Source organism: Paenibacillus sp. 2TAF8, assembly GCF_052114825.1.
Classification (GTDB): Bacteria; Bacillota; Bacilli; order Paenibacillales; family Paenibacillaceae; genus Paenibacillus.
Genome location: NZ_JBFRFN010000016.1, coordinates 58762 through 77731, shown reverse-complemented (window position 1 = coordinate 77731; position 18970 = coordinate 58762). Strand labels below are relative to the sequence as shown.

Genomic DNA, 18970 nt, shown 5'->3' with positions numbered 1-18970 from the left:
CTTCATATGTAATTTCCCACTTGGATTCAGGATGAATGGCTTATCCGTCCCAACCACTCTCCAAATGCCTGACCTGTATGATCAAAATGAAATTGCTTTGCGTATTCATAGGCACAAGCACGAATTCTCTCATACTCCCCCGGGCGGTCAATCACATCAATCATTTGTTTGCATAGTGCATCTACATCCCCATGAGCAACCATGTATCCACTACGTCCGTAATCCACGGCATCTACCAAACCTGGTGAGTTACTCACTAGACTAGGGGTTCCTACAGCAGCTGCTTCGGTAATGGTCAATCCCCATCCTTCTCTTTGTGATGGGAAAACAAGTATATGTGCTCGGCTCATTAACTCCAGTTTACGTTCTTCCGTGACAAATCCATGAAAAATAACGTCAGCCTTCATTTTAGACATACTTAAATCGTCCTCTTCGGTCCCCTTATTTGAACTCAACCCGTAACGTTCCATAATTGGTTGGAGTTCCTGATTAAGGTATTGTTCATTTGTCTTACCAGCAATCCATAAGGTTGCAGTAGGATATTTTTGTTTCAATTTGCCAAAGGCTTCAACAACATAATCAATCCCTTTATACTTCACAAAACGTCCAATGTACAAAAAAGTCGGATTTGCCTGCTTGGGAAGCCAATTCTCATGTGGCCAATGCTCGAATTCAATGCCTTCAGGAATAATTTGTACATGGTCTGGATGAAATCCATGATGAATTAGAGCATTTCGAGTAGAGGCTGAGACTGTAATCGTACGATCGTGTTTTGCCAAGCGGAGTAAGGTTGGTTCCATTAAATAACCCGGCAATCCCTTGATAAAGCCCATATTCTGAAACCATATTTCTCGGGTTGTTTGGTGAATGAAAAACAATCTTTTGGCACGCGGTACCCAGAACCGTGTGAAAAACTGATGAGTGTTACATTGATTAACAACATATTTTATTTTTTTTCGGTGTTTCCGATAAAAACTAGCTGCATGCAGGATGACAGTCCAAATGTTCCCTGCTCTTAAATAAAGTACATCGTCAATCATCTCAACTCGCTCAGAACCCGGATACATTGGAGAAAAGTGGACATATTGAAATTGCTTTAAGGTTGAACGCTTTAGCATTTCATGGGTAAACACCTCCGCTCCACCTCTGCGAGGAGCAAGGATATCACGCCAGGATAGCAGTAATACGACCTGATTAGATAATTGTATTTTTGATTTCACGTTCGTCTCCCCCTTGAATCCAAATGTATCGGCTTGGTCACCTTAATTTTCCTTTTATAAAATAACCAATCTACCAGCAGCCCTAAGACCAACAAGCTGTAAACCATTATTTCATTAAGCACGATTTGCATTAAATTACGGTGATTAAATATAAATACAGTGACTATGCATCCGGCCCCAGCGATGAGCCAAACCATGAGACGGGAGTTTCCAGAGAGCATATGAAGATAAGCCAAGAACACGAGCACCGAGAAGATAGCATATACCGTTCCAATGGGCACCAAGATGGATGAAGCACCCCAATAATCCGGGCCAAACAGCATAGGAATCGTTTGTGGTAACCACAACGAGTTGAAAAGGATATATCCCATCAGTCCAAAAAAAATACAAATTGTATATCCCGTTATCATAATTGTTAACTTCTTGTTTTTTCCCCTCTCTTCTTGATCGGTATGAGAAAGAATAATATTGATTCGTGGAACAAGGGCTGTAATGATACTAAACCCAGCAAAATAGACAAGTTGTCCATACTTTAATGCAACTGCATACTCTCCTGATTGCTCAGGTAAATAATGATGCACAACCAGCATGTCCACGGATAAAAAAAATAAGATGCAGCAGTTCAGAACAAATGAATGCCCCAGATCTTTGGCGATCTGGTTCCAAGGCAGGTTGGAAGCAGAATCTTTACGGGGATTTAATCCAGCACCGGCCTTGCTTGTCCAATAACCATGTATAGCCGAGATAAGCATACCCATCATGACGGTGAACATCAGGCGTTCTACATTAAGACCTTCTTTTGTACATAAGACAAAGAAAAAAACGAAAAATAACTTCCCTCCAACTTCTGCATAAAAGTTAACATTCAATTTAAGTAAGTAACCCTTCCCTTGCATAACACCTCTATGGTAACTGGTTATTATATGAAGTCCTACGATTATAACTAACCAAAGATAGGCCAATACACTTGACTCCAAAACCTTAGTTGCTAAAGAGAGAAATAACAGGAGCAAAATGCTAATTGCTATTGCGATAAGTGATATGATCCTCGGTGCAGGAATAACAGCTTCATCGGCTCTCTGCAATGACAACTTTGCAATTACAAGCTGAACAGATAAACCTACCACGGACAGTAATGCAAATAAGGCCAGTAAGGCATTCACCTGTCCATATTGCTCGGAAGATAAGTAACGCCCAGCCAAAATATGAAATAAAAAATTAAAGGCATTTAATAACACATTAAAAAAAGGAAAAACTACTACACGCCAACGATACCTCGCTTTAGTATCATTCATCTAATTCGCCGATCTAAACGCCATATGTCTGCGATGGACCTAAGGAAACGTATGGAGTCCTTCCAGACATGAATATGTGATCCTTCCCGGTCAATACATGCAACTGGTAGTTGAAGTACTCTTAATTTAAGCCTTTTTGCGATAAACATCATTTCAAGGTCTACAGCTAATCCAAGGTTCTCTTTCAGATGTGGAAACAATCTTCTAACCGCCACTGCACTTAAAACTTTCAACCCCGTCTGTGAATCTACAACTCCATCAGGCAAAAACGGTTTAGAGATCAACCTTTTACAAAAACTTAGTCCTACCCGAATCCAGGGCCGGTTTTCTGCTGATGTATCTTTGGTTCCCGTTATCATATCGTAATAGCCCAGACGCACAATGTTGATCATACGAGCAATATCTTCAATGAAAAACGAGTCATCCGCGTCCACAAAAACAAAATAGTCTGCTTCGACTTCCTTCATCCCTTCCAGGTATGTGCCTGCTTTTCTTGTGTTTCTGCCTAATTCTTTGGCATTCAACAGTGGACTAACATCACGGTTTATCCGGTTAATGGACAACGTTGTCTCTTTCTCTAACGTTTGAATTAATTCCAAAGTTCGGTCTCCACTTCCATCATCAATAAGGTATAAAGATCCTTCGATAACGTGTGTACAGATATAATCTTGTAACTTACGACAAAAGCTTTCTACATATGCAAATCGTTGTTCTTCGTTATACACCGACAACACAAAAGCGATATGTGTGCTTTTAGCAGGATACTCAGGATGTAGTAAACTTTGAATGTCTGTAATTAATTTATCCGGATAATTGGCATTCCAATGTAAAAGTCGGATCCTTCCAACCCCCTTAATACGTAACATATGCTGATCATGTAAGCCTGAATGCATATCCGTAATAATTAACAGAGGTAGCTGAGGATGAAAAGCACGAATGGCGTTAGCAGCCGAAACTGCCTCCTCAGGATCCTTGTAATCCACAATACTACAGCTTATCTTCTCGAAATGCTTACCTTCCGGCTTAAATAGAGCGTCACCTATTATTACATTATAAAAATGAACAATTTCTTTGAACTTAATCCTTCTTCCGTCATCACTCAGAACAAAAACAGGGTCCATAGTCACGCCTCCAAACAAAATTTCATAGTTCTATTTTCCCAATTAATGATTAAGAATGTTTGTTTGTACATATGAATTTATTATAAAAATGATTGTATTCTCTTCATAATTTTCCCTCACTCGACATTTATACCCTCCGACGAATTAGGAGGCAATTATGTGACATAGTATACGTATAATACGTTTCAATATGGTATTATAGATGAATATATTGAATTATATTGTCGCATTCCTTTCCATTTCTTCTGCCCAGCCTTTCTGTGCTCGTTCTGATCCAATAGTCTCAAGCAGATGTTTGGGAATTTTTAAGGATCGGCAAATTAGAAAGCACATGTTAAACTACATAATAATAGTGAATCACTTCATAAAATAACTATATTTTACCTGTATCGCGAATAAAAAAATAAATATTTACAATATTTTCATGCATCTATTTTGTACTTTCTTAACAAATTACTTTTCACCAGGAGTGTGGAGCTATGTCTATTAAAGTACTTCTTATCGAAGATGAGAAAAATTTGGCTGATATGATTGCCTTTTTTCTCGAGGAGGAAGGATACATAACGGAGCGGGCTCATCATGCCCGTGAGGCACTTCATCTATTTTCCCAGTTTCAACCTGACATTGTCGTAACCGACCTCATGCTCCCAGAAATGGACGGAAACGACATTGTCGATGCTTTTCGCCAAAATTCCACAGTACCTATACTGATGATTTCTGCAAGTACTATGCTAAATGATAGATTGCAAGCATTACAAAATGGAGTTGATGACTTTCTCTGTAAGCCATTTAGCTTGAAGGAGTTGGACGCTCGAATTAAAGCGTTACTTCGCCGCTCGATCATTACATATCAGGTCAAGCCTCCACAAGAGGACGAACCCGAAATGGTTATGGGACAGATTAAAGTGAACGAATATCGTAGAACATTGTTTGTGAATGGTCTAGAAATTGAAGTAACCCATATAGAATTCGAGATTATGAAGGAATTGTATCGGAATCCGGGCAAAGTTTTTACCCGCAATGAACTGATGGATCGAATCAAAGGCTCGGAACGCGCCTATCTGGATCGAACTATCGACGTACATATCTCAAGTCTTCGCAAAAAAATAGAGCCCGACCCCAAAAATCCCCGTTATATTAAAACGGTATGGGGTACAGGCTATAAATATATGGTCTAAATAGTCTTCGATAAATACGCCAAAAACATAAACATGACAAAACTGTATAAAAACTGTGCAAGCACCATGCTTCTTTCGTTTTACCTGATGTGTAGAGCGGAAGGCATGGTTATTGGTGTTTCATACCCAAATGTTTGCAGCCACTTCTCAATGCCGCTAACCAATTGATCGGGGTCTTGTTTATTCCAGAGCATCAATTTCATAACACCAATACCTGTAATCTGCTGCAGATGACGCTTACGAACCAAGGATGTAAAATCGGTAATGACCAGTAGAGGCACATCCGGTACAAAAGCACGAATGGCTTTCGCCGCGGATATTGCCTGTTCAGCGTTCCTGTAATCCACAATGCAAAAACTGGAATTTTCCCAATCCCCTCTTCCTGTTCCCTTTACTGAATCCGATGGCGCTGAAGCAATCCAATCCTCAAACAATGGTTTGATTTTCTCATAGTCAATACAACGCTCTCCATCCGTTAGCACAGTAACAGGCTCCATAGGTATAACCTCCAATAGCTTCTTAATCGATATTATGTCAGGTTTCATTTAAAAATGTTTGTGCACGAACATGAAAGAAGTGTTAACAATCTTCGTAATTCTTCACATACCTACGCCGATGCTTCTTCTCGGCATGTAATTTCGTAGTTTTCCTAATTTCATGTAAAATAGAGGTGTCCGTTAAAATAAAGTCACCCGTGTGATATATTTTACGGGAGGTTATGTATCAATCTGGTATTATAGGAGGTTTCACCCATGAATATCGTTTCCATTGAACCAACACCAAGTCCAAATACGATGATGCTCCATCTCGACGAACGTCTGGAAGACGGGATTCGTAGAACTTATACACTGGACAACGAACGTTCAGCCCCGGCGTTTATTCGCCAGATGCTCCACATTCCGGGCGTGAAAAGTGTGTTCCACACAACTGACTTCGTTGCACTGGATCGTAAAGGCAATGCAGATTGGTCTTTTATTCTTGGTGAAGTACAGAGCCGTCTCGGTCAGCAAGGTGTAAGTCTGGACTGGATTGACTCCGAAGATGCTTCAGGCGAGCATTTTGGAGAGGCACAAGTTTTTGTACAGTTTTTCCGGGGAGTGCCTATGCAGATTCGTGTCAAAGCCGGAACGAAAGAAGAACGAATCTCACTCTCAGACCGTTTCGTCAAAGCCGTTACGGAGGTTGCGAGCGCCACGCTAATCAAAGAGCGGAAGTTGAGCGATTATGGGGTACGTTATGGAGAGTTGCCAGAAATTGCGCGTGAAGTTGAGCAGGAACTGGAAGCAGCCTACCCGCCGGAACGATTGGAGCAGGTTATTCAGCAAGCTATTGCTCATGGTACGAATACAGAAGAATTCGTTGAGCATCGGCGTGCGCTGGCTGGGCCGGAACTGGAAGCAGCTCTTCAGAGCGAAGACTGGAATGTGCGCTACGCTGCACTGGATGGTATGGAGCCAACAGAGGAAAAACTGCCTCTGGTAGCTCAGGCGCTACATGACAGCAAAATGCAAATTCGCCGTTTGGCTGTTGTTTATCTGGGGGATATTCGTACAGCTGAGGCAATGGAACTTCTGTACGAAGCACTTCGGGACAGTTCTCCCGCTGTACGGCGTACTGCCGGGGATACATTGTCAGACATCGGTGACCCTGCTGCCACACCGGCTATGATTGAAACGTTAACGGACAAGAGCAAACTTGTGCGCTGGCGTGCAGCTCGTTTTCTGTATGAAGTCGGAACCGAAGAAGCGGAGCAGGCTTTACGTCTCGCCGCGGAAGATCCTGAATTTGAAGTAAGTTTGCAAGCCAAAATGGCGCTGGAACGCATTGAATCTGGTGAACAAGCTGCCGGAACCGTGTGGCAACAGATGGCAGGACGGAATAAAAAGCAGGATTAATCTGTTCTATCCAATGTTCTTTATGGGGCCTTTAGAGTAAACTCCAACATTTGTTATTGCACTGTAAATCAATGAGCGGTATACTTGTTGTCTGTTTGATTAACAGGTTACACGCTGCTCAAAGCGTGATTTCTAATTTCATAAACAATAGATACACCTCATCCATTGCATGGTGAGGTAGAGGTCGCGGGTGCGATCAGTAAGCTGAAGAAGGCGTTAGGAGCCGCTGTTGAGATCAGCCGAAAGGTGTACCCGCCGAAGCTCGCTGGACGTTCCTTTATCGGTCCGGTGAGCTGGGGCTGCAGCCGAAAGGTGCAGAACTGTCACAGCAAGTATTCGTATCTTTTTCTAAAAAGGTATGACTTCTTCTGTGTTGAGCTATCTTAATCATCTGGGACATGGTGCGGATATAGATATCAAGACCGCTGGCTCATGCCTGTGGTCTTTTTTGTTTATGGGAGTTTATGATCTGCATCAGCAATACAAATGAAGGAGTGTTTCCATGCAAGAYCGCAGCAACCAATCACACACAACTACAACCGGACCTACCCTGAAAAAAGGTTTGCGTGCACGTCACATGACTATGATCGCCTTGGGCGGCTCCATTGGTACCGGGCTGTTTCTGGCAAGTGGTACAGCCATCTCCACTGCCGGCCCCGGCGGTGCATTAATTGCCTACGCGGCTGTGGGCATTATGGTTTATTTCCTGATGACCAGCTTGGGTGAACTCGCAACCTTTATGCCGGACTCCGGTTCTTTTAATACGTATGCGGCACGTTTCGTTGATCCCGCTCTGGGCTTCGCCATGGGCTGGAACTTCTGGTACAACTGGGCGGTGACGATTGCCGCCGAACTCGCTGCTGCTACAGTACTTATCAAATACTGGTTCCCGGAAAGCTCCTCTATGTTATGGAGTTTACTGTTTCTGGTAATGATCTTTGCTTTGAATATCCTATCTGTCAAAGGATATGGGGAATCGGAATATTGGTTTGCCATTATTAAAGTGGCTACCGTCATCATCTTCCTGAGCGTCGGCGTGTTGATGATTTTTGGTATTCTGGGCGGTGAAGCTGTCGGCTTCAGCAACTTTACCATCGGGGATGCACCATTTCACGGCGGATTCTTCACTGTACTAGGCGTGTTTATGGCCGCTGGTTTCTCCTTCCAGGGAACAGAGCTAATCGGTGTCGCCGCTGGTGAAAGCGAGAACCCACGCGAAAACGTGCCACGTGCCATTCGTCAGGTCTTCTGGCGCATTCTGATCTTTTACATTTTGGCCATCACTGTCATCAGTTTGATTATTCCGTACACGCACCCGAATCTGCTCAAAGATGATTTGGAAAACATCGGTGTCAGTCCGTTTACACTCGTCTTCGAAAAAGCAGGACTTGCCATTGCGGCCTCTGTTATGAATGCCGTCATCCTGACTTCTGTGCTCTCAGCCGGCAATTCCGGGATGTACGCCTCAAGTCGGGTGCTCTATGCGCTAGCTCGGGATGGTAAAGCTCCTCGTTTCCTTGGCAGGCTGAATAAACGGGGCATTCCCATGAATGCCCTGCTTGTCACAACCGCTGTGGGCATGCTTGCATTTCTGGCTTCCCTCTTCGGTGACGGCATTGTGTATACATGGCTGTTGAATGCATCCGGCATGTGTGGATTCATTACTTGGCTTGGTATTGCAATTAGCCATTACCGCTTCCGGCGAGCCTATGTTGCACAAGGTCGCGATCTAAGAGATCTGCCTTACCGTGCGCGGTGGTTCCCGTTTGGACCAATCTTTGCTTTTGTCCTGTGTATCATCGTTATTCTGGGACAGAACTATCAGGCATTTTTAGGCGATCAGATCGACTGGAGCGGAGTCCTTGTCGCTTATCTGAGTGTGCCGCTATTCCTGGTTCTATGGCTTGGTTACAAATGGATCAAAAAGACCAAAGTTGTCCCGCTGCAGGAATGTGACTTCACACCTGCTGAACTGCCAGGTATCAAAAAGTAGAGCTTACCATGTATACTCATCCCCTGTTCTACAAAGAGAAAACCTCTTCGTAGAATAGGGGATTTCTATTTTTATAAAGGAATGTAAGTGGACTAACGCCATTTCGAAAGAGCCATATGTTTCTCTGTAATAGTTAGATTTATGTTTTAATGAAGGATGACAAAGAATTATGCCAACATTATAATAATGTGATTGTTTCATATATTCAAAAGCAGTGTTAGGAGGCTCACATGCAATTTCAAACTGTTTATCAAGATGGAGAATCATTTCTACCGGCGTTTGAATTAAACATGACATATGACCAAGTATTTGGCATCATAACCGACCTGAAGCGAAAGCAGATTTTAATTAATCAACTGCTGGATCGTTCACTATATTATATTTTTCGAGCACAGCAAAACGAATATCTACACTTAACAGTAGAGGAACTAATCACATTTCTAATCAACGTAACCGAGCATCATGAGCTTACCACTCATCTGTTAGACTATTTTGAATTAAAGGAAGAGCGAAAAGTAAAAATCAAAAATCTAACCCCCTCCAAAAGGATGTATGTGACTCTATTGCGTGCCTACTTTGCCCATCAGCCTACACTCGTATTAGAGGAGCCCTTTTTTTTCTTGGAAGAACACGAACGTCGTCAGTTCAAACGTATTATTGATGACCTTTCGAAAGAAAAGCAGATTCTAGTTATTACTTCAAATTTTGAAGACGCCCTTATATCATGCAATGTCATTTATCGATTAAATAAGCTTGGATTTCAGCAAATGGATATTCAGGATTCAGAAGAGGATAAACCAGAAGCGAAGGACCCAGATTTAGTTAATATCACCTTGCAAAAAATTTATACAAAAAGGAATAACAAAGTCATTTTATTCAATCCCCCTGAAATTGATTTTATCGAAAGTATAGAGGGTTCCGTTCTTGTCCATGTAGATGGTGAAAATTATGACTGTACCTTGACGCTAACTGAGCTTGAGCAGCGACTCGCGAATTTCGGCTTTTTCAGATGCCATCGATCCTACATTGTTAATCTGCAAAAAATAAGAGAGATCATTACATGGTCGAAAAATAGTTATAGTCTTCGATTACATACAGGCAAAGATACGGTTGTCCCATTGTCTCGAACGAAATTACAGGATTTAAAATCACTTCTTAATCTTTGATGTTGCACCTATAACGACTCAGTCAATCACTTCTGGGTACAATTCAGCACAAAACAGCTACATTTCAGGGGATTCGAATAGCTGGGAACAGCTAATCTCTATATAGTTAAGCCATAAACGCTAAGGAAGTGGTGTAAATGGCAGTTATACGTGTTGAACATATCGGGAAAAAATTTGGATCGAGGGCTGTACTCTCTGATGTATCTTTTTCCATTGCTAAGGGAGAAATATTCGGCTTCCTAGGGCCAAGTGGTTCAGGAAAAACAACATTAATAAAGCTGCTGACAGCACAATTAAATTCAACAAGTGGACAAGTTTACGTATTTAACGAACCAGCGGAGAAGATGCTTCAATCAGTACAAAAGATGCGTTTTGGTATTTTGACTGATAATAGCGGCTTATATGAGCGATTAACAATAGAGGAGAATCTGCAGCTCTACCGCCAGCTCTACAGTTTACCGACATCTTCAATTGAGAAGGCACTACAACTTGTAAACTTAAGCGGAGAACGAAAAAAGAAGGTGAAGCTCTTATCCAAAGGAATGCGCCAGCGGCTCCTCTTGGCACTGGCCATTATTCATGAGCCGGAACTGTTATTTTTGGATGAACCTACCTCGGCTTTAGACCCAGTTAACGCAGCACATATCTATGAAGGATTACGGTGTTTGAATTCAAATGGAACAACGATTTTTTTAACCACGCATGATATGGCACAAGCAGAACTGCTGTGCAGCCGTATAGCAATCTTGTTTCAGGGACAGGTGAGGGTCATCGGAACACCCAAGGAGCTTAAACATCAGCATCGGGAACATATAGTTTGTGTTGAACTAATTAATGAGGAATCATACGAGTTACCAATCAACGAGGAAACAGCCGACCAAATTTCTCTTTGGATGAAATCGGGATTAATTAATCGTATAGAAACAAAAGAGCCCAGCCTCAGCGATATTTTCATAAAAATGACTGGAAGTGAGCTATTATGAATTTCTCATTGAAACGCGCACGTGCAATTTTTGTGAAAGATTATAAGGAGTTCACACGAAATTATGGTCTCTCCATCATGTTATTCGTTCCCATTATTTTTGCTATTATTTTTCGAGGTGCAGGTCCAAATTTGCCTGGAGCGATCGGCTTTCTTCTCAATCTCTCGTTTGTCCTTCTCACATGCTTTGCACAGGCTTGTTTGTTCGCAGAAGAAAAGGAACGCAGCACATTACGCTCATTAATGATGACGCCAGCAACAACCTTAGATGTATTAATCGGTAAAAGTGCGCTCGTTTTTGTACTGTCTACTATTGCTTTGAGTATTTCTATCCTTATATTGGGGTATAAACCACCCAGCCTGTGGGCGTTTGTGGCAGCAACCCTCTTTTCGATTATTTTGTACACGTCACTCGGAACAATCTGTGGTTTATACTCCAAAACACTGGTGGATGCCTCCTTTTCTATACTGCCTGTCTCCATTATCTTCTCCGGGGCACCGTGGGGAGCCGTATTTGAGAATGACTATCCGATTCTCAAAGTACTGAATTATATGCCAAGCAGCCAGCTTGTACATCTACTGAATGTGCCCCGTACAGGCTTTACGGTGGAAGATCTGACAAAACCTCTTCTCTTTATTATGTCATGGACGGTTGTAGTAACGGTTGTCTCTGTAGTGCTATACCAACGGCGCTTAAAGGATGAATAGAAATAAGGAGGTATATCAATCTCATGCCACTACATACTGTCATCAAATTCATTCAGAAATTCAGGAAGCGTGAAGATCAGCTAAGATTGAAAGGCTATCGAGACAAAGCCATTCTTGTCAGACAACAGCAAAAGGAAATGCATGCGTGGAACGATAGACAACTACAAGCGGAATCTCTCCGGTTAAAAAAGGAAGTACAAGCTGGCAGGCCAATGGACGAGCTGCTTGTTGATGCTTATGCAATGGTTTGTGAGGCAGGGAGTAGAACCCTTGGATTACAACCTTATGATGTTCAAATTATGGCTGCCTTCGCTCTATACGAGGGATTCCTGATTGAGCAGCACACTGGAGAAGGGAAAACTCTCTCAGCTGTCATGCCTGCTTATCTGCATGCATTAACAGGCAAAGGTGTTCATGTACTAACATTTAACGATTATTTGGCCAATCGTGACGCGACTTGGATGGAACCGATCTATTCCTTGCTTGGATTGACGGTTGCTTCCGTTAAAGCCAGCATGAGTATGACACAGAAACGGGAAGCGTACGCTGCGGATATCACCTACGTTACAGCCAAAGAAGCTGGATTTGATTATCTTCGGGACACCATCGCATTGGTTGAAGCCCATACTGTACATCGTCCTTTCCACTACGTTATCGTTGACGAAGCAGATTCATTGCTACTTGACGAAGCACGTGTGCCTCTAGTCATCGCTGGTGAACCAGATACCACTGATGGTGAAAGGAATTCATTAGTAGCATTAGTGAGGGAACTGCATGAAAATGAGCATTATGACTTTGATGAATTTAAACGAAATGTTTATTTAAATGAAGCTGGTTCAGCTAAAGTGGAATTGTTACTGGGTTGCGGCAACTTGTATGAAGAATCAAATAGTCATTTGTTAATGTCGTTGAACTGCGCGTTGCATGCAGCACTATTACTGAAAAGAGACATCGATTATATCGTTCATGATGGAGAAATCAAATTAATCGACGAGTATACCGGACGTGTTGCGGAGAACAGGCATTTGCCGGAGGGCCTGCAGACCGCGCTTTACGCCAAAGAGGAACTACCTGTAAAAACGGGAGGAAAGGTCCTCGGCACAATCACACTCCAACATTTCCTTAGTCTTTATCCAAAGATTTGTGGAATGACAGCTACCGCGCAGGCTTCAGCATTAGAATTTAAAAACATTTATAACCTGCAGGTTGTAAACATCCCGCCGAATCGAACAAACATACGGATTGATCATCCGCATCGCATATATACTCATAAAGAAGCCAAATTTAAAGCTCTTATCCAAGAAGTGATATCTACCCACTCAACAGGACGTCCAATACTCATTGGTACATCGAGTGTTGAAGAATCTGTTATTYTCGCTGAATCGCTGGCAGATGCCCAGGTACCTTGCCATGTTCTGAACGCAAAGAATGATGCTGAAGAGGCCGAGATTATTGCCAAAGCGGGAGTACTCGGCGCAGTAACGGTTTCTACGAATATGGCGGGAAGAGGCATCGATATTCAGCTTGGTGGCGGTAAGTCCGAACAGGGTGAAGCAGTAGCCCAACTGGGCGGTTTGTACGTGATTGGCACGAATATGAACCAAAACGTACGGATCGACAACCAACTGCGCGGACGGGCTGGCCGCCAAGGTGACCCCGGAGCTTCTGTCTTTTTCTTAAGTTTGGAAGATGAGATGTTACTTCAATTTGGTTCCGATCTCATGAAGAGTACACTTAAGCAGAATGAACCTCTTGAAGATCCGGTACTCTGTGAAAAAATAGACCTGATTCAGCGTAGAATTATGAGCCAAAACTTCCATCTCCAGCAGGAACTGAACAGTTACTCCGATATCATCGAGGTTCAGAGACGCCATTTGTATGAGAAAAGGGTCCAAATCCTGAAGAGGGTACTGCCAATAAGCCCTTCGGAGCAACGGGTGAGACTTTTTTATATGGATCAGCTTTGGGCTGATCATTTGGCCTACGCATCTTTCATCCGTGAGAGCATTCATCTAACAGGTCTTGCTGAAAAAAATCCGATTGATGAATTCCATCATCAAATTATTCTAGCTTACGAGCAGATCCCCTCTGAAATAGATAAGAAGTCTGCAGATATGTTGTCCCAAATAGGGGGTTCCAATGATCCCGCATTATGGGAGAAGTTTGGACTAAGCACCCCTCCTTCCACTTGGACATACATTATCAATGATCAATATCAGCAATATTTGTTGAATCCTGGTTCATGGACACCTGCCACAATCATGGCCTATTGGCTACATAAGATTTTGAGGCCAGTGTTTGGATGGGAAAAATTTTGATACAGCATATAGACTAGACGGGCGTATTCTTAGCATTCAATTGCAAACATCACAAAGAGCGCCCCTCATAAGGAGCGCTCTAATCATTGAAAGCACGTTGCTATTCATATACTTTTTTTCGCTGTGGTAAGACTAAAAACCCTATCCAGTTCCTTACAAAGTCCAATTAATTTTGACACGCAGGTCTGTTGTACCTTCCATCTTGGAGACAAAATAAGAGATGGATTTCATTCCAAGCTGGTACAAATCCTGCAAATCTTCGACCAAACTGCTCTCCGTCCCTTTGTACCTGAACGTAAGCGAAGTGCCGCCCTCTTTCAGTACACTCTGTACTTTGGTTTTGAGCACTGCCCGTTCCTTGACTGCATCCTGTTCATCGTATAGGGAGTACTCCAGAGCACGGTAGAGCTTCTCATAAACCGCCTGCTTGTTCCCATCCGACTTCACCAGTTTAAGCAGAGCGTCTCGGTAAGGTGCATAAGCTGCAGGGTATTTGTTTTTGCCTGTCCAGACATGATCACGCGCCATCTCTTTATCACTAAGCAGATAATAATTATGGCTAACCACACCTTTGCGATCAGGCGTTGGATCATCCCATGTTGTATCGAGATGATACCATTTGCCATCCAGTTTCACCAGATTCCAGGCATGGAGTTGCCCGCCTGCCTTACCTTCAACGATGCGATTTTCAATCCCAACGCGCTCCAGCATGCGGTAAGTAAGCAAGGAGTATCCTTGGCATACGGTACTGCCTGTAGCAAGTCCATCGTAAGCCGTATATTTTTGTAATGACGTATCATAAGCAAGATTCAGTACAATCCAGTCATGAATCACTTTAACCTTCTCATGGCTCGTCATACCGGGTTTAATGATTTCTTTGAGCACATTAGCTACTTTCCGATTCACATAATCAGTCTGTGCCTTCGTCTCCCGGTAAGTAAGGGTCACATCCACCTCGGCTGACGTGTTCGATCCTTTATAGTTAAACGCATAACTTTTCACTGTATATTGGATGTAGGGGTCGCTCTTCATTGCCTCGTCGATAGAGGTCTGCAGCTGTTTCTTGAGGCCCTTTACATTCCCCTTATAGGTAAACACTACTTTCTCTGTCCGTTGTGACATTGCATTCAACAGTGTCTGACGCAAATCCGTCGCTGTAGATAGTTCGGAAGTTCCCGACGCAGCATACAATTGATCCAGATCAACCGTACGCGGTAGCCAAGCCGCAACGAGACAGCCTGCCAGCAACATGGTGATCACTCGTTTACCGTTCTTACCCATGAAAGGACCCCACCCTTCTTCGTAACATTCTCATGCCCTATTGTATCATAAAAGGTCTTGCATTCCTTGTTCTATATTTCTCATATTGGTCTATTCAATTTGAAAAGGGACCTTCTCGGAAGGCCCCTTGATCTTTAGTTGCTGTCATCATGTTTCCCGCTTCTCTTCATCCTATGTCTTCCAAAAGCAAATTATGAACTACTTTTAAATTCGTACAGATTCGTAGAAATAGTTAGTTAAGGTTGGAATCAATAAAGCCGGCTACCACTCATAAACGTGTCCGTCTTACCCTGCAACTTGGCAAGTCGTTCCAGAACTTGAGAAGCCTCAGCTACCGTTACTTTGCGTGCAGGCATGAATCTTCCCTCAATGGAAGGTAATAAACCAAGCTTCAGACTCAAGGAAACGGCTCCCTTATTATTGATTGCACTCGCATCTGCAATGTTAGGCAAATCTGATGGTTGCATATAGAAACCAGCGAGCTTCTCATAACGCAGAATCCGCATCAACACTACAGCCAATTCCTCACGTGTCATTTCTTCTTCAGGTTTTAGCTGCTTTTCAGGGTCAGCTCCACCGATCCAGCGTTGATCCATCAGGACCTTCACTGCCTTGTAATACGGACTCTCTATAGTCACATCAGCAAAAAGCTTGTCATTACTATCACTGTTATAATACATATCCAAGTTCGGATTAATTGCTCTTGCCAGATAGTTGAACCAGTCTCCACGGGTAATGACCCGATCCGGGAGCACACGTCCCTGTTCATCGGCAAGCAACACCTTATGCTTTGTCATGTTACGCAAGGCTGTTTCAGCAATGTGGCCCGCAATATCTGTTGGTTCTACCTGAGATGCCGCATGATTCAGACCGTACATGAAGAACCATTGACCTGAATTGGCATCCAGCAATTCGTTCAAATTATAGAGAGATTTCTTGCCACTCACAGGTACGTAAGCCAAATTCACTCCGACAGGTACAGAACTACCAGAACCCAAGCCGTATCCACCGTAACGGGCATAATTCAGCGTTAACGTATATTTCTTCAGATAAAGTTCCTTGGCTTCTTCGTAGCGGATTGCAGGTGTGGTATCTGCCGGAAGTTGTTCAGGCGATGCCGCCAAGCGTGTATAAAATTCGGTAATGTTCCCGTTGTTCTTCACCTGCACTTGTGCCGTGTCATCCTGAACCCGAATTCCATTCAGATAACGCTGAAACACAAACGTACGAGCATCGTCTATTTCAAGGACTCTGCTCAGCTGATACTGCTCTTTTGCCTGCGGCACAGCAGCAATGATCGTATTCATCGCCAGCTTCTCGGCTTGTTGAGAAGTAACTGTCTTACTCTCCTTCTCTTGAGAAGGCTTTTCCTGACCCATCTCTGGTCCAACCCGTTGCATCAAGTTATAGCTGTAGACCTGTCCTGTAACCGCATCGACCTGAGCCGAAATATCACGCATGAACATATAGGATATGTTCGCATTTCGATTGCTCCAGCTTAGACTCCATACCTGGTTGTTCGCATTGCCGTAGGAACCTTTGGTTAATTGGCTGTGCTCGAGTTTGTAATCCTTAGGTATGTCAAAGCTCGCTGCAACCCGCTCTACTGCCTGTTGTACATTTAAGCGCTGACCGCTGGCTGCGGTAAATGCCGGCACATTACCTGTCACTTTTTTGTTATGCTGTGAATTGCTCTTGTCCACGGATTTTCCGGTCAGCACATCAATTCGGTCTAATGTGTTAGCGTTAATCGGCCCCATACTATCATCTTTGGGTAAATAACCAAGAACGTATTGCTGCCCCTGTCTGGAAGACAAACTTTCTTTTGAGATATATGCCAGCTCAACATCAAACCCATCCTCAAACACTTTTCTGGCCTGTTCTTCCGATGCCTTCGGTTTGGAGGACGGATATTTCGCGGAGATGGTAGATCGCGAATACGATGTTGCCTGCCCTCTCTCATCCACACTTATGTAGACTGTCTCTGCATCCGAAATAACCCCGTCATGTTTTAGGTTATAGACAAATTGATATTGATTGCGGCCAAACAATGCTTGCTGCTCCGCTGGTGAATATTGGTCACCTAGCGGTTCATACTGCCCTTCCTTAAGTCCAGGAATCGCCTGATGCAGCAGTTCCAAAGCGGCTTTTTCTGCTTCTTCCTTGGTCAATTGAACATCAGCTACCGATGATAGCTGACTCTCCACAAATTCAGAGGGCAAATGTACGCTAAGTACTTCCCCAGTACCTGCATGTACACTTGCGCTGAATCCCATGGAGTGATTGCCTTGTACAATTTGGAATCCAATATCCCACGCCTTGTAATCCGGCGGCGGATAGGAATTTGGTGAATCAAACTTTGCGGATGAGATCGCCGCTTTTTTTAATAACGGGAACAGCTTTAATATATTGTCAGCGGCTTGCCTGGATGAAATCTTTGCTCCCTCCGGCACGTCATTGCTTGTTACGTCTAGTTGATCATTTTCCCCCGACACTGCTTCATTCACTGAGCCAGCTTCCGCCTGAGCAGCAGATGCGCTCCCCGTCAAACCCGGTGCCTGTGTCGTAAACAGCAGAGTTGCCATTGCTGTTGCTGCGGCTTTGGCTGTGAACGTTTTAAGCCTTCCATTCATGTTCCAATCCCAACTCAAAATGGTTACCTCTCCCTTCGATTTCATGCAGGATGTATGATTAATCTCTCGCATGAATTTTGACATTCTAATCTATGATACCATAAGCTCCCATTTTAATCGCTGTTTTCCGGGCAATTTTACAATTGTGAATTTCTGTATATTGTAAAGACAAAACAAAAAAACGCCAATCAAGTTGGCGTTTTCAATACTAACCTATACTATGATGCAAATCCGTCTCATCCTGCTCTGTTGCAACTCCGTCCTGCGCTATTGGTTCCGATATAGAACGAACATGCATTTTCAAAAACGGAATCACCGTTTCCCAGAAAGCCGGGTCTTCCTCAGAGCAGCTATGCCCCTCACTGTTGACCCAAAGATGCTCTACAGGCGGATCTGCTTTGGACATAAAATATTCCAGTTCACTCGGCGGGATAAAATTATCCCCTTTCGAATGCACCATCAATAGCGGTAATTGCATACCTCTTCGCCTTTCATTCAGCATCATTACTGCATCATTCTGCTGATATGTCTTCAAGGACTCACCTAGCCGCCAAAACCATATTCGGGGGATCAACTGTGCCAGCGGGAACAGCGGCAGACGCCGGCGTCTCAGTTCCGAACTGACGATAACCTGAAACTGGGATGGCATGGAATCAGTGACCACAGCGGAAACCGGGATGCCTTCTGTAAGTGCAAGAATCGTTCCCAGTCCACCCAATGAGTGCCCTAACACAGCGATCGCTTCCGGGTCAACCTCAGATCGGCCTGATACATAGGTCAGCGCAGCCAGCAGATCGTCTCTGAACAGATAGGCCGATGCAGCGCGAACCGCATCACTGGCTCCATGGCTGCGCACATCATACATGAACAGTGCATATCCAGCTTCCCAAATGGGGCGCGCATACCGCAATACACGGGAACGATTGGAACCCCAGCCATGAGCGATAATGACGAGCGGCCAAGGCTTTGGAACATCGGGCCTCGCTGGAATAAACCAGCCTTGCACCTGTCCCCCTCCACTTTCAAAGGTTATATCCTCAAAAGGCATCGGCGGAGTCAACGTAATCGGAATTTTTTTGGGTGTCTGGCTTTTGACTGCTGCCTGCCATAACCCTCCCGCCGTTACAGCGGCCACAGCCAACATACTACCAATCATCGTTCTCGCTTTCACAAGGTCTCT

General features: G+C 43.7%; 14 protein-coding genes and 1 riboswitch. Of the genes, 7 read left to right on the top strand and 7 right to left on the bottom strand.

Features of this window, described 5'->3' with window-relative positions; genetic code table 11:
* Positions 1-26: 26 nt before the first annotated feature.
* The 3 genes from AB4Z30_RS21460 to AB4Z30_RS21450 are packed head-to-tail and all read right to left on the bottom strand — an operon-like array spanning position 27 to position 3636.
* Entirely contained in the window at positions 27-1220 is a 1194-nt protein-coding gene (locus AB4Z30_RS21460) for a glycosyltransferase family 4 protein (RefSeq protein ID WP_441929493.1), read from the bottom strand.
* Positions 1217-2515 (bottom strand): oligosaccharide flippase family protein, encoded by a 1299-nt coding sequence (locus AB4Z30_RS21455; RefSeq protein ID WP_441929492.1) that lies wholly within the window; start codon positions 2513-2515, stop codon positions 1217-1219. The genes AB4Z30_RS21460 and AB4Z30_RS21455 overlap by 4 nt, the downstream gene beginning before the upstream one ends.
* Entirely contained in the window at positions 2512-3636 is a 1125-nt protein-coding gene (locus AB4Z30_RS21450) for a glycosyltransferase (RefSeq protein ID WP_441929491.1), read from the bottom strand. The genes AB4Z30_RS21455 and AB4Z30_RS21450 overlap by 4 nt, the downstream gene beginning before the upstream one ends.
* A 479-nt stretch (positions 3637-4115) precedes the next feature.
* Here AB4Z30_RS21450 and AB4Z30_RS21445 point away from each other — a divergent pair, with 479 nt between their 5' ends.
* Positions 4116-4814 carry a response regulator transcription factor gene (locus tag AB4Z30_RS21445; RefSeq protein WP_441929490.1) on the top strand — a complete coding sequence of 233 codons (699 nt, stop codon included), beginning with the start codon at positions 4116-4118 and terminating at the stop codon, positions 4812-4814.
* Positions 4815-4894: 80 nt separating this feature from the next.
* Here AB4Z30_RS21445 and AB4Z30_RS21440 read toward each other — a convergent pair whose 3' ends face one another.
* Positions 4895-5311, bottom strand: a complete 417-nt coding sequence (locus tag AB4Z30_RS21440; RefSeq protein WP_441929489.1) for a hypothetical protein — start codon at positions 5309-5311, stop codon at positions 4895-4897.
* A gap of 255 nt (positions 5312-5566) precedes the next feature.
* Here AB4Z30_RS21440 and AB4Z30_RS21435 point away from each other — a divergent pair, with 255 nt between their 5' ends.
* The 6 genes from AB4Z30_RS21435 (at position 5567) to AB4Z30_RS21410 (ending at position 13876) form a co-directional block, all read left to right on the top strand.
* Positions 5567-6709, top strand: a complete 1143-nt coding sequence (locus AB4Z30_RS21435; RefSeq protein WP_441929488.1) for a virulence factor — start codon at positions 5567-5569, stop codon at positions 6707-6709.
* 170 nt (positions 6710-6879) lie between these two features.
* Positions 6880-7098: riboswitch (Lysine riboswitch) on the top strand.
* A 113-nt stretch (positions 7099-7211) separates the two neighbouring features.
* Positions 7212-8702: an amino acid permease gene (locus AB4Z30_RS21430; protein WP_441929487.1), complete on the top strand. Its 1491-nt coding sequence runs from the start codon at positions 7212-7214 to the stop codon at positions 8700-8702.
* A gap of 230 nt (positions 8703-8932) precedes the next feature.
* Positions 8933-9868 (top strand): LytTR family transcriptional regulator DNA-binding domain-containing protein, encoded by a 936-nt coding sequence (locus AB4Z30_RS21425; protein ID WP_441929486.1) that lies wholly within the window; start codon positions 8933-8935, stop codon positions 9866-9868.
* Positions 9869-10005: 137 nt separating this feature from the next.
* On the top strand, positions 10006-10851 hold the full coding sequence (locus AB4Z30_RS21420; protein WP_441929485.1) for an ABC transporter ATP-binding protein: 846 nt from the start codon (positions 10006-10008) through the stop codon (positions 10849-10851).
* Positions 10848-11558 carry an ABC transporter permease gene (locus tag AB4Z30_RS21415; RefSeq protein WP_441929484.1) on the top strand — a complete coding sequence of 237 codons (711 nt, stop codon included), beginning with the start codon at positions 10848-10850 and terminating at the stop codon, positions 11556-11558. Before AB4Z30_RS21420 ends, AB4Z30_RS21415 begins: the two co-directional genes overlap by 4 nt.
* Positions 11559-11581: 23 nt before the next feature.
* Complete coding sequence (locus AB4Z30_RS21410) at positions 11582-13876, top strand: preprotein translocase subunit SecA (RefSeq protein WP_441929483.1); 2295 nt, start codon at positions 11582-11584, stop codon at positions 13874-13876.
* A gap of 153 nt (positions 13877-14029) precedes the next feature.
* On the opposite strand, the gene AB4Z30_RS21405 is transcribed toward AB4Z30_RS21410, so the two are convergent.
* The 3 genes from AB4Z30_RS21405 to AB4Z30_RS21395 form a co-directional block, all read right to left on the bottom strand.
* The gene (locus AB4Z30_RS21405) at positions 14030-15157 is read right to left on the bottom strand and encodes a transglutaminase domain-containing protein (RefSeq protein ID WP_441929482.1); all 1128 of its coding nucleotides are present in this window, start codon (positions 15155-15157) and stop codon (positions 14030-14032) included.
* 248 nt (positions 15158-15405) lie between these two features.
* The gene (locus tag AB4Z30_RS21400; RefSeq protein ID WP_441929481.1) at positions 15406-17808 is read right to left on the bottom strand and encodes a YcdB/YcdC domain-containing protein; all 2403 of its coding nucleotides are present in this window, start codon (positions 17806-17808) and stop codon (positions 15406-15408) included.
* 190 nt (positions 17809-17998) lie between these two features.
* Entirely contained in the window at positions 17999-18961 is a 963-nt protein-coding gene (locus AB4Z30_RS21395; protein ID WP_441929480.1) for an alpha/beta hydrolase, read from the bottom strand.
* Positions 18962-18970 lie beyond the last annotated feature (9 nt).

Excerpts from the sequence above, each read along its gene's own strand:
- AB4Z30_RS21455 (WP_441929492.1), bottom strand. The coding sequence starts at position 2,515 with ATGAATGATACTAAAGCGAGGTATCGTTGGCGTGTAGTAGTTTTTCCT.
- AB4Z30_RS21450 (WP_441929491.1), bottom strand. The coding sequence starts at position 3,636 with ATGGACCCTGTTTTTGTTCTGAGTGATGACGGAAGAAGGATTAAGTTC.
- AB4Z30_RS21445 (WP_441929490.1), top strand. The coding sequence starts at position 4,116 with ATGTCTATTAAAGTACTTCTTATCGAAGATGAGAAAAATTTGGCTGAT.
- AB4Z30_RS21440 (WP_441929489.1), bottom strand. The coding sequence starts at position 5,311 with ATGGAGCCTGTTACTGTGCTAACGGATGGAGAGCGTTGTATTGACTAT.
- AB4Z30_RS21435 (WP_441929488.1), top strand. The coding sequence starts at position 5,567 with ATGAATATCGTTTCCATTGAACCAACACCAAGTCCAAATACGATGATG.
- AB4Z30_RS21425 (WP_441929486.1), top strand. The coding sequence starts at position 8,933 with ATGCAATTTCAAACTGTTTATCAAGATGGAGAATCATTTCTACCGGCG.
- AB4Z30_RS21420 (WP_441929485.1), top strand. The coding sequence starts at position 10,006 with ATGGCAGTTATACGTGTTGAACATATCGGGAAAAAATTTGGATCGAGG.
- AB4Z30_RS21415 (WP_441929484.1), top strand. The coding sequence starts at position 10,848 with ATGAATTTCTCATTGAAACGCGCACGTGCAATTTTTGTGAAAGATTAT.
- AB4Z30_RS21405 (WP_441929482.1), bottom strand. The coding sequence starts at position 15,157 with ATGGGTAAGAACGGTAAACGAGTGATCACCATGTTGCTGGCAGGCTGT.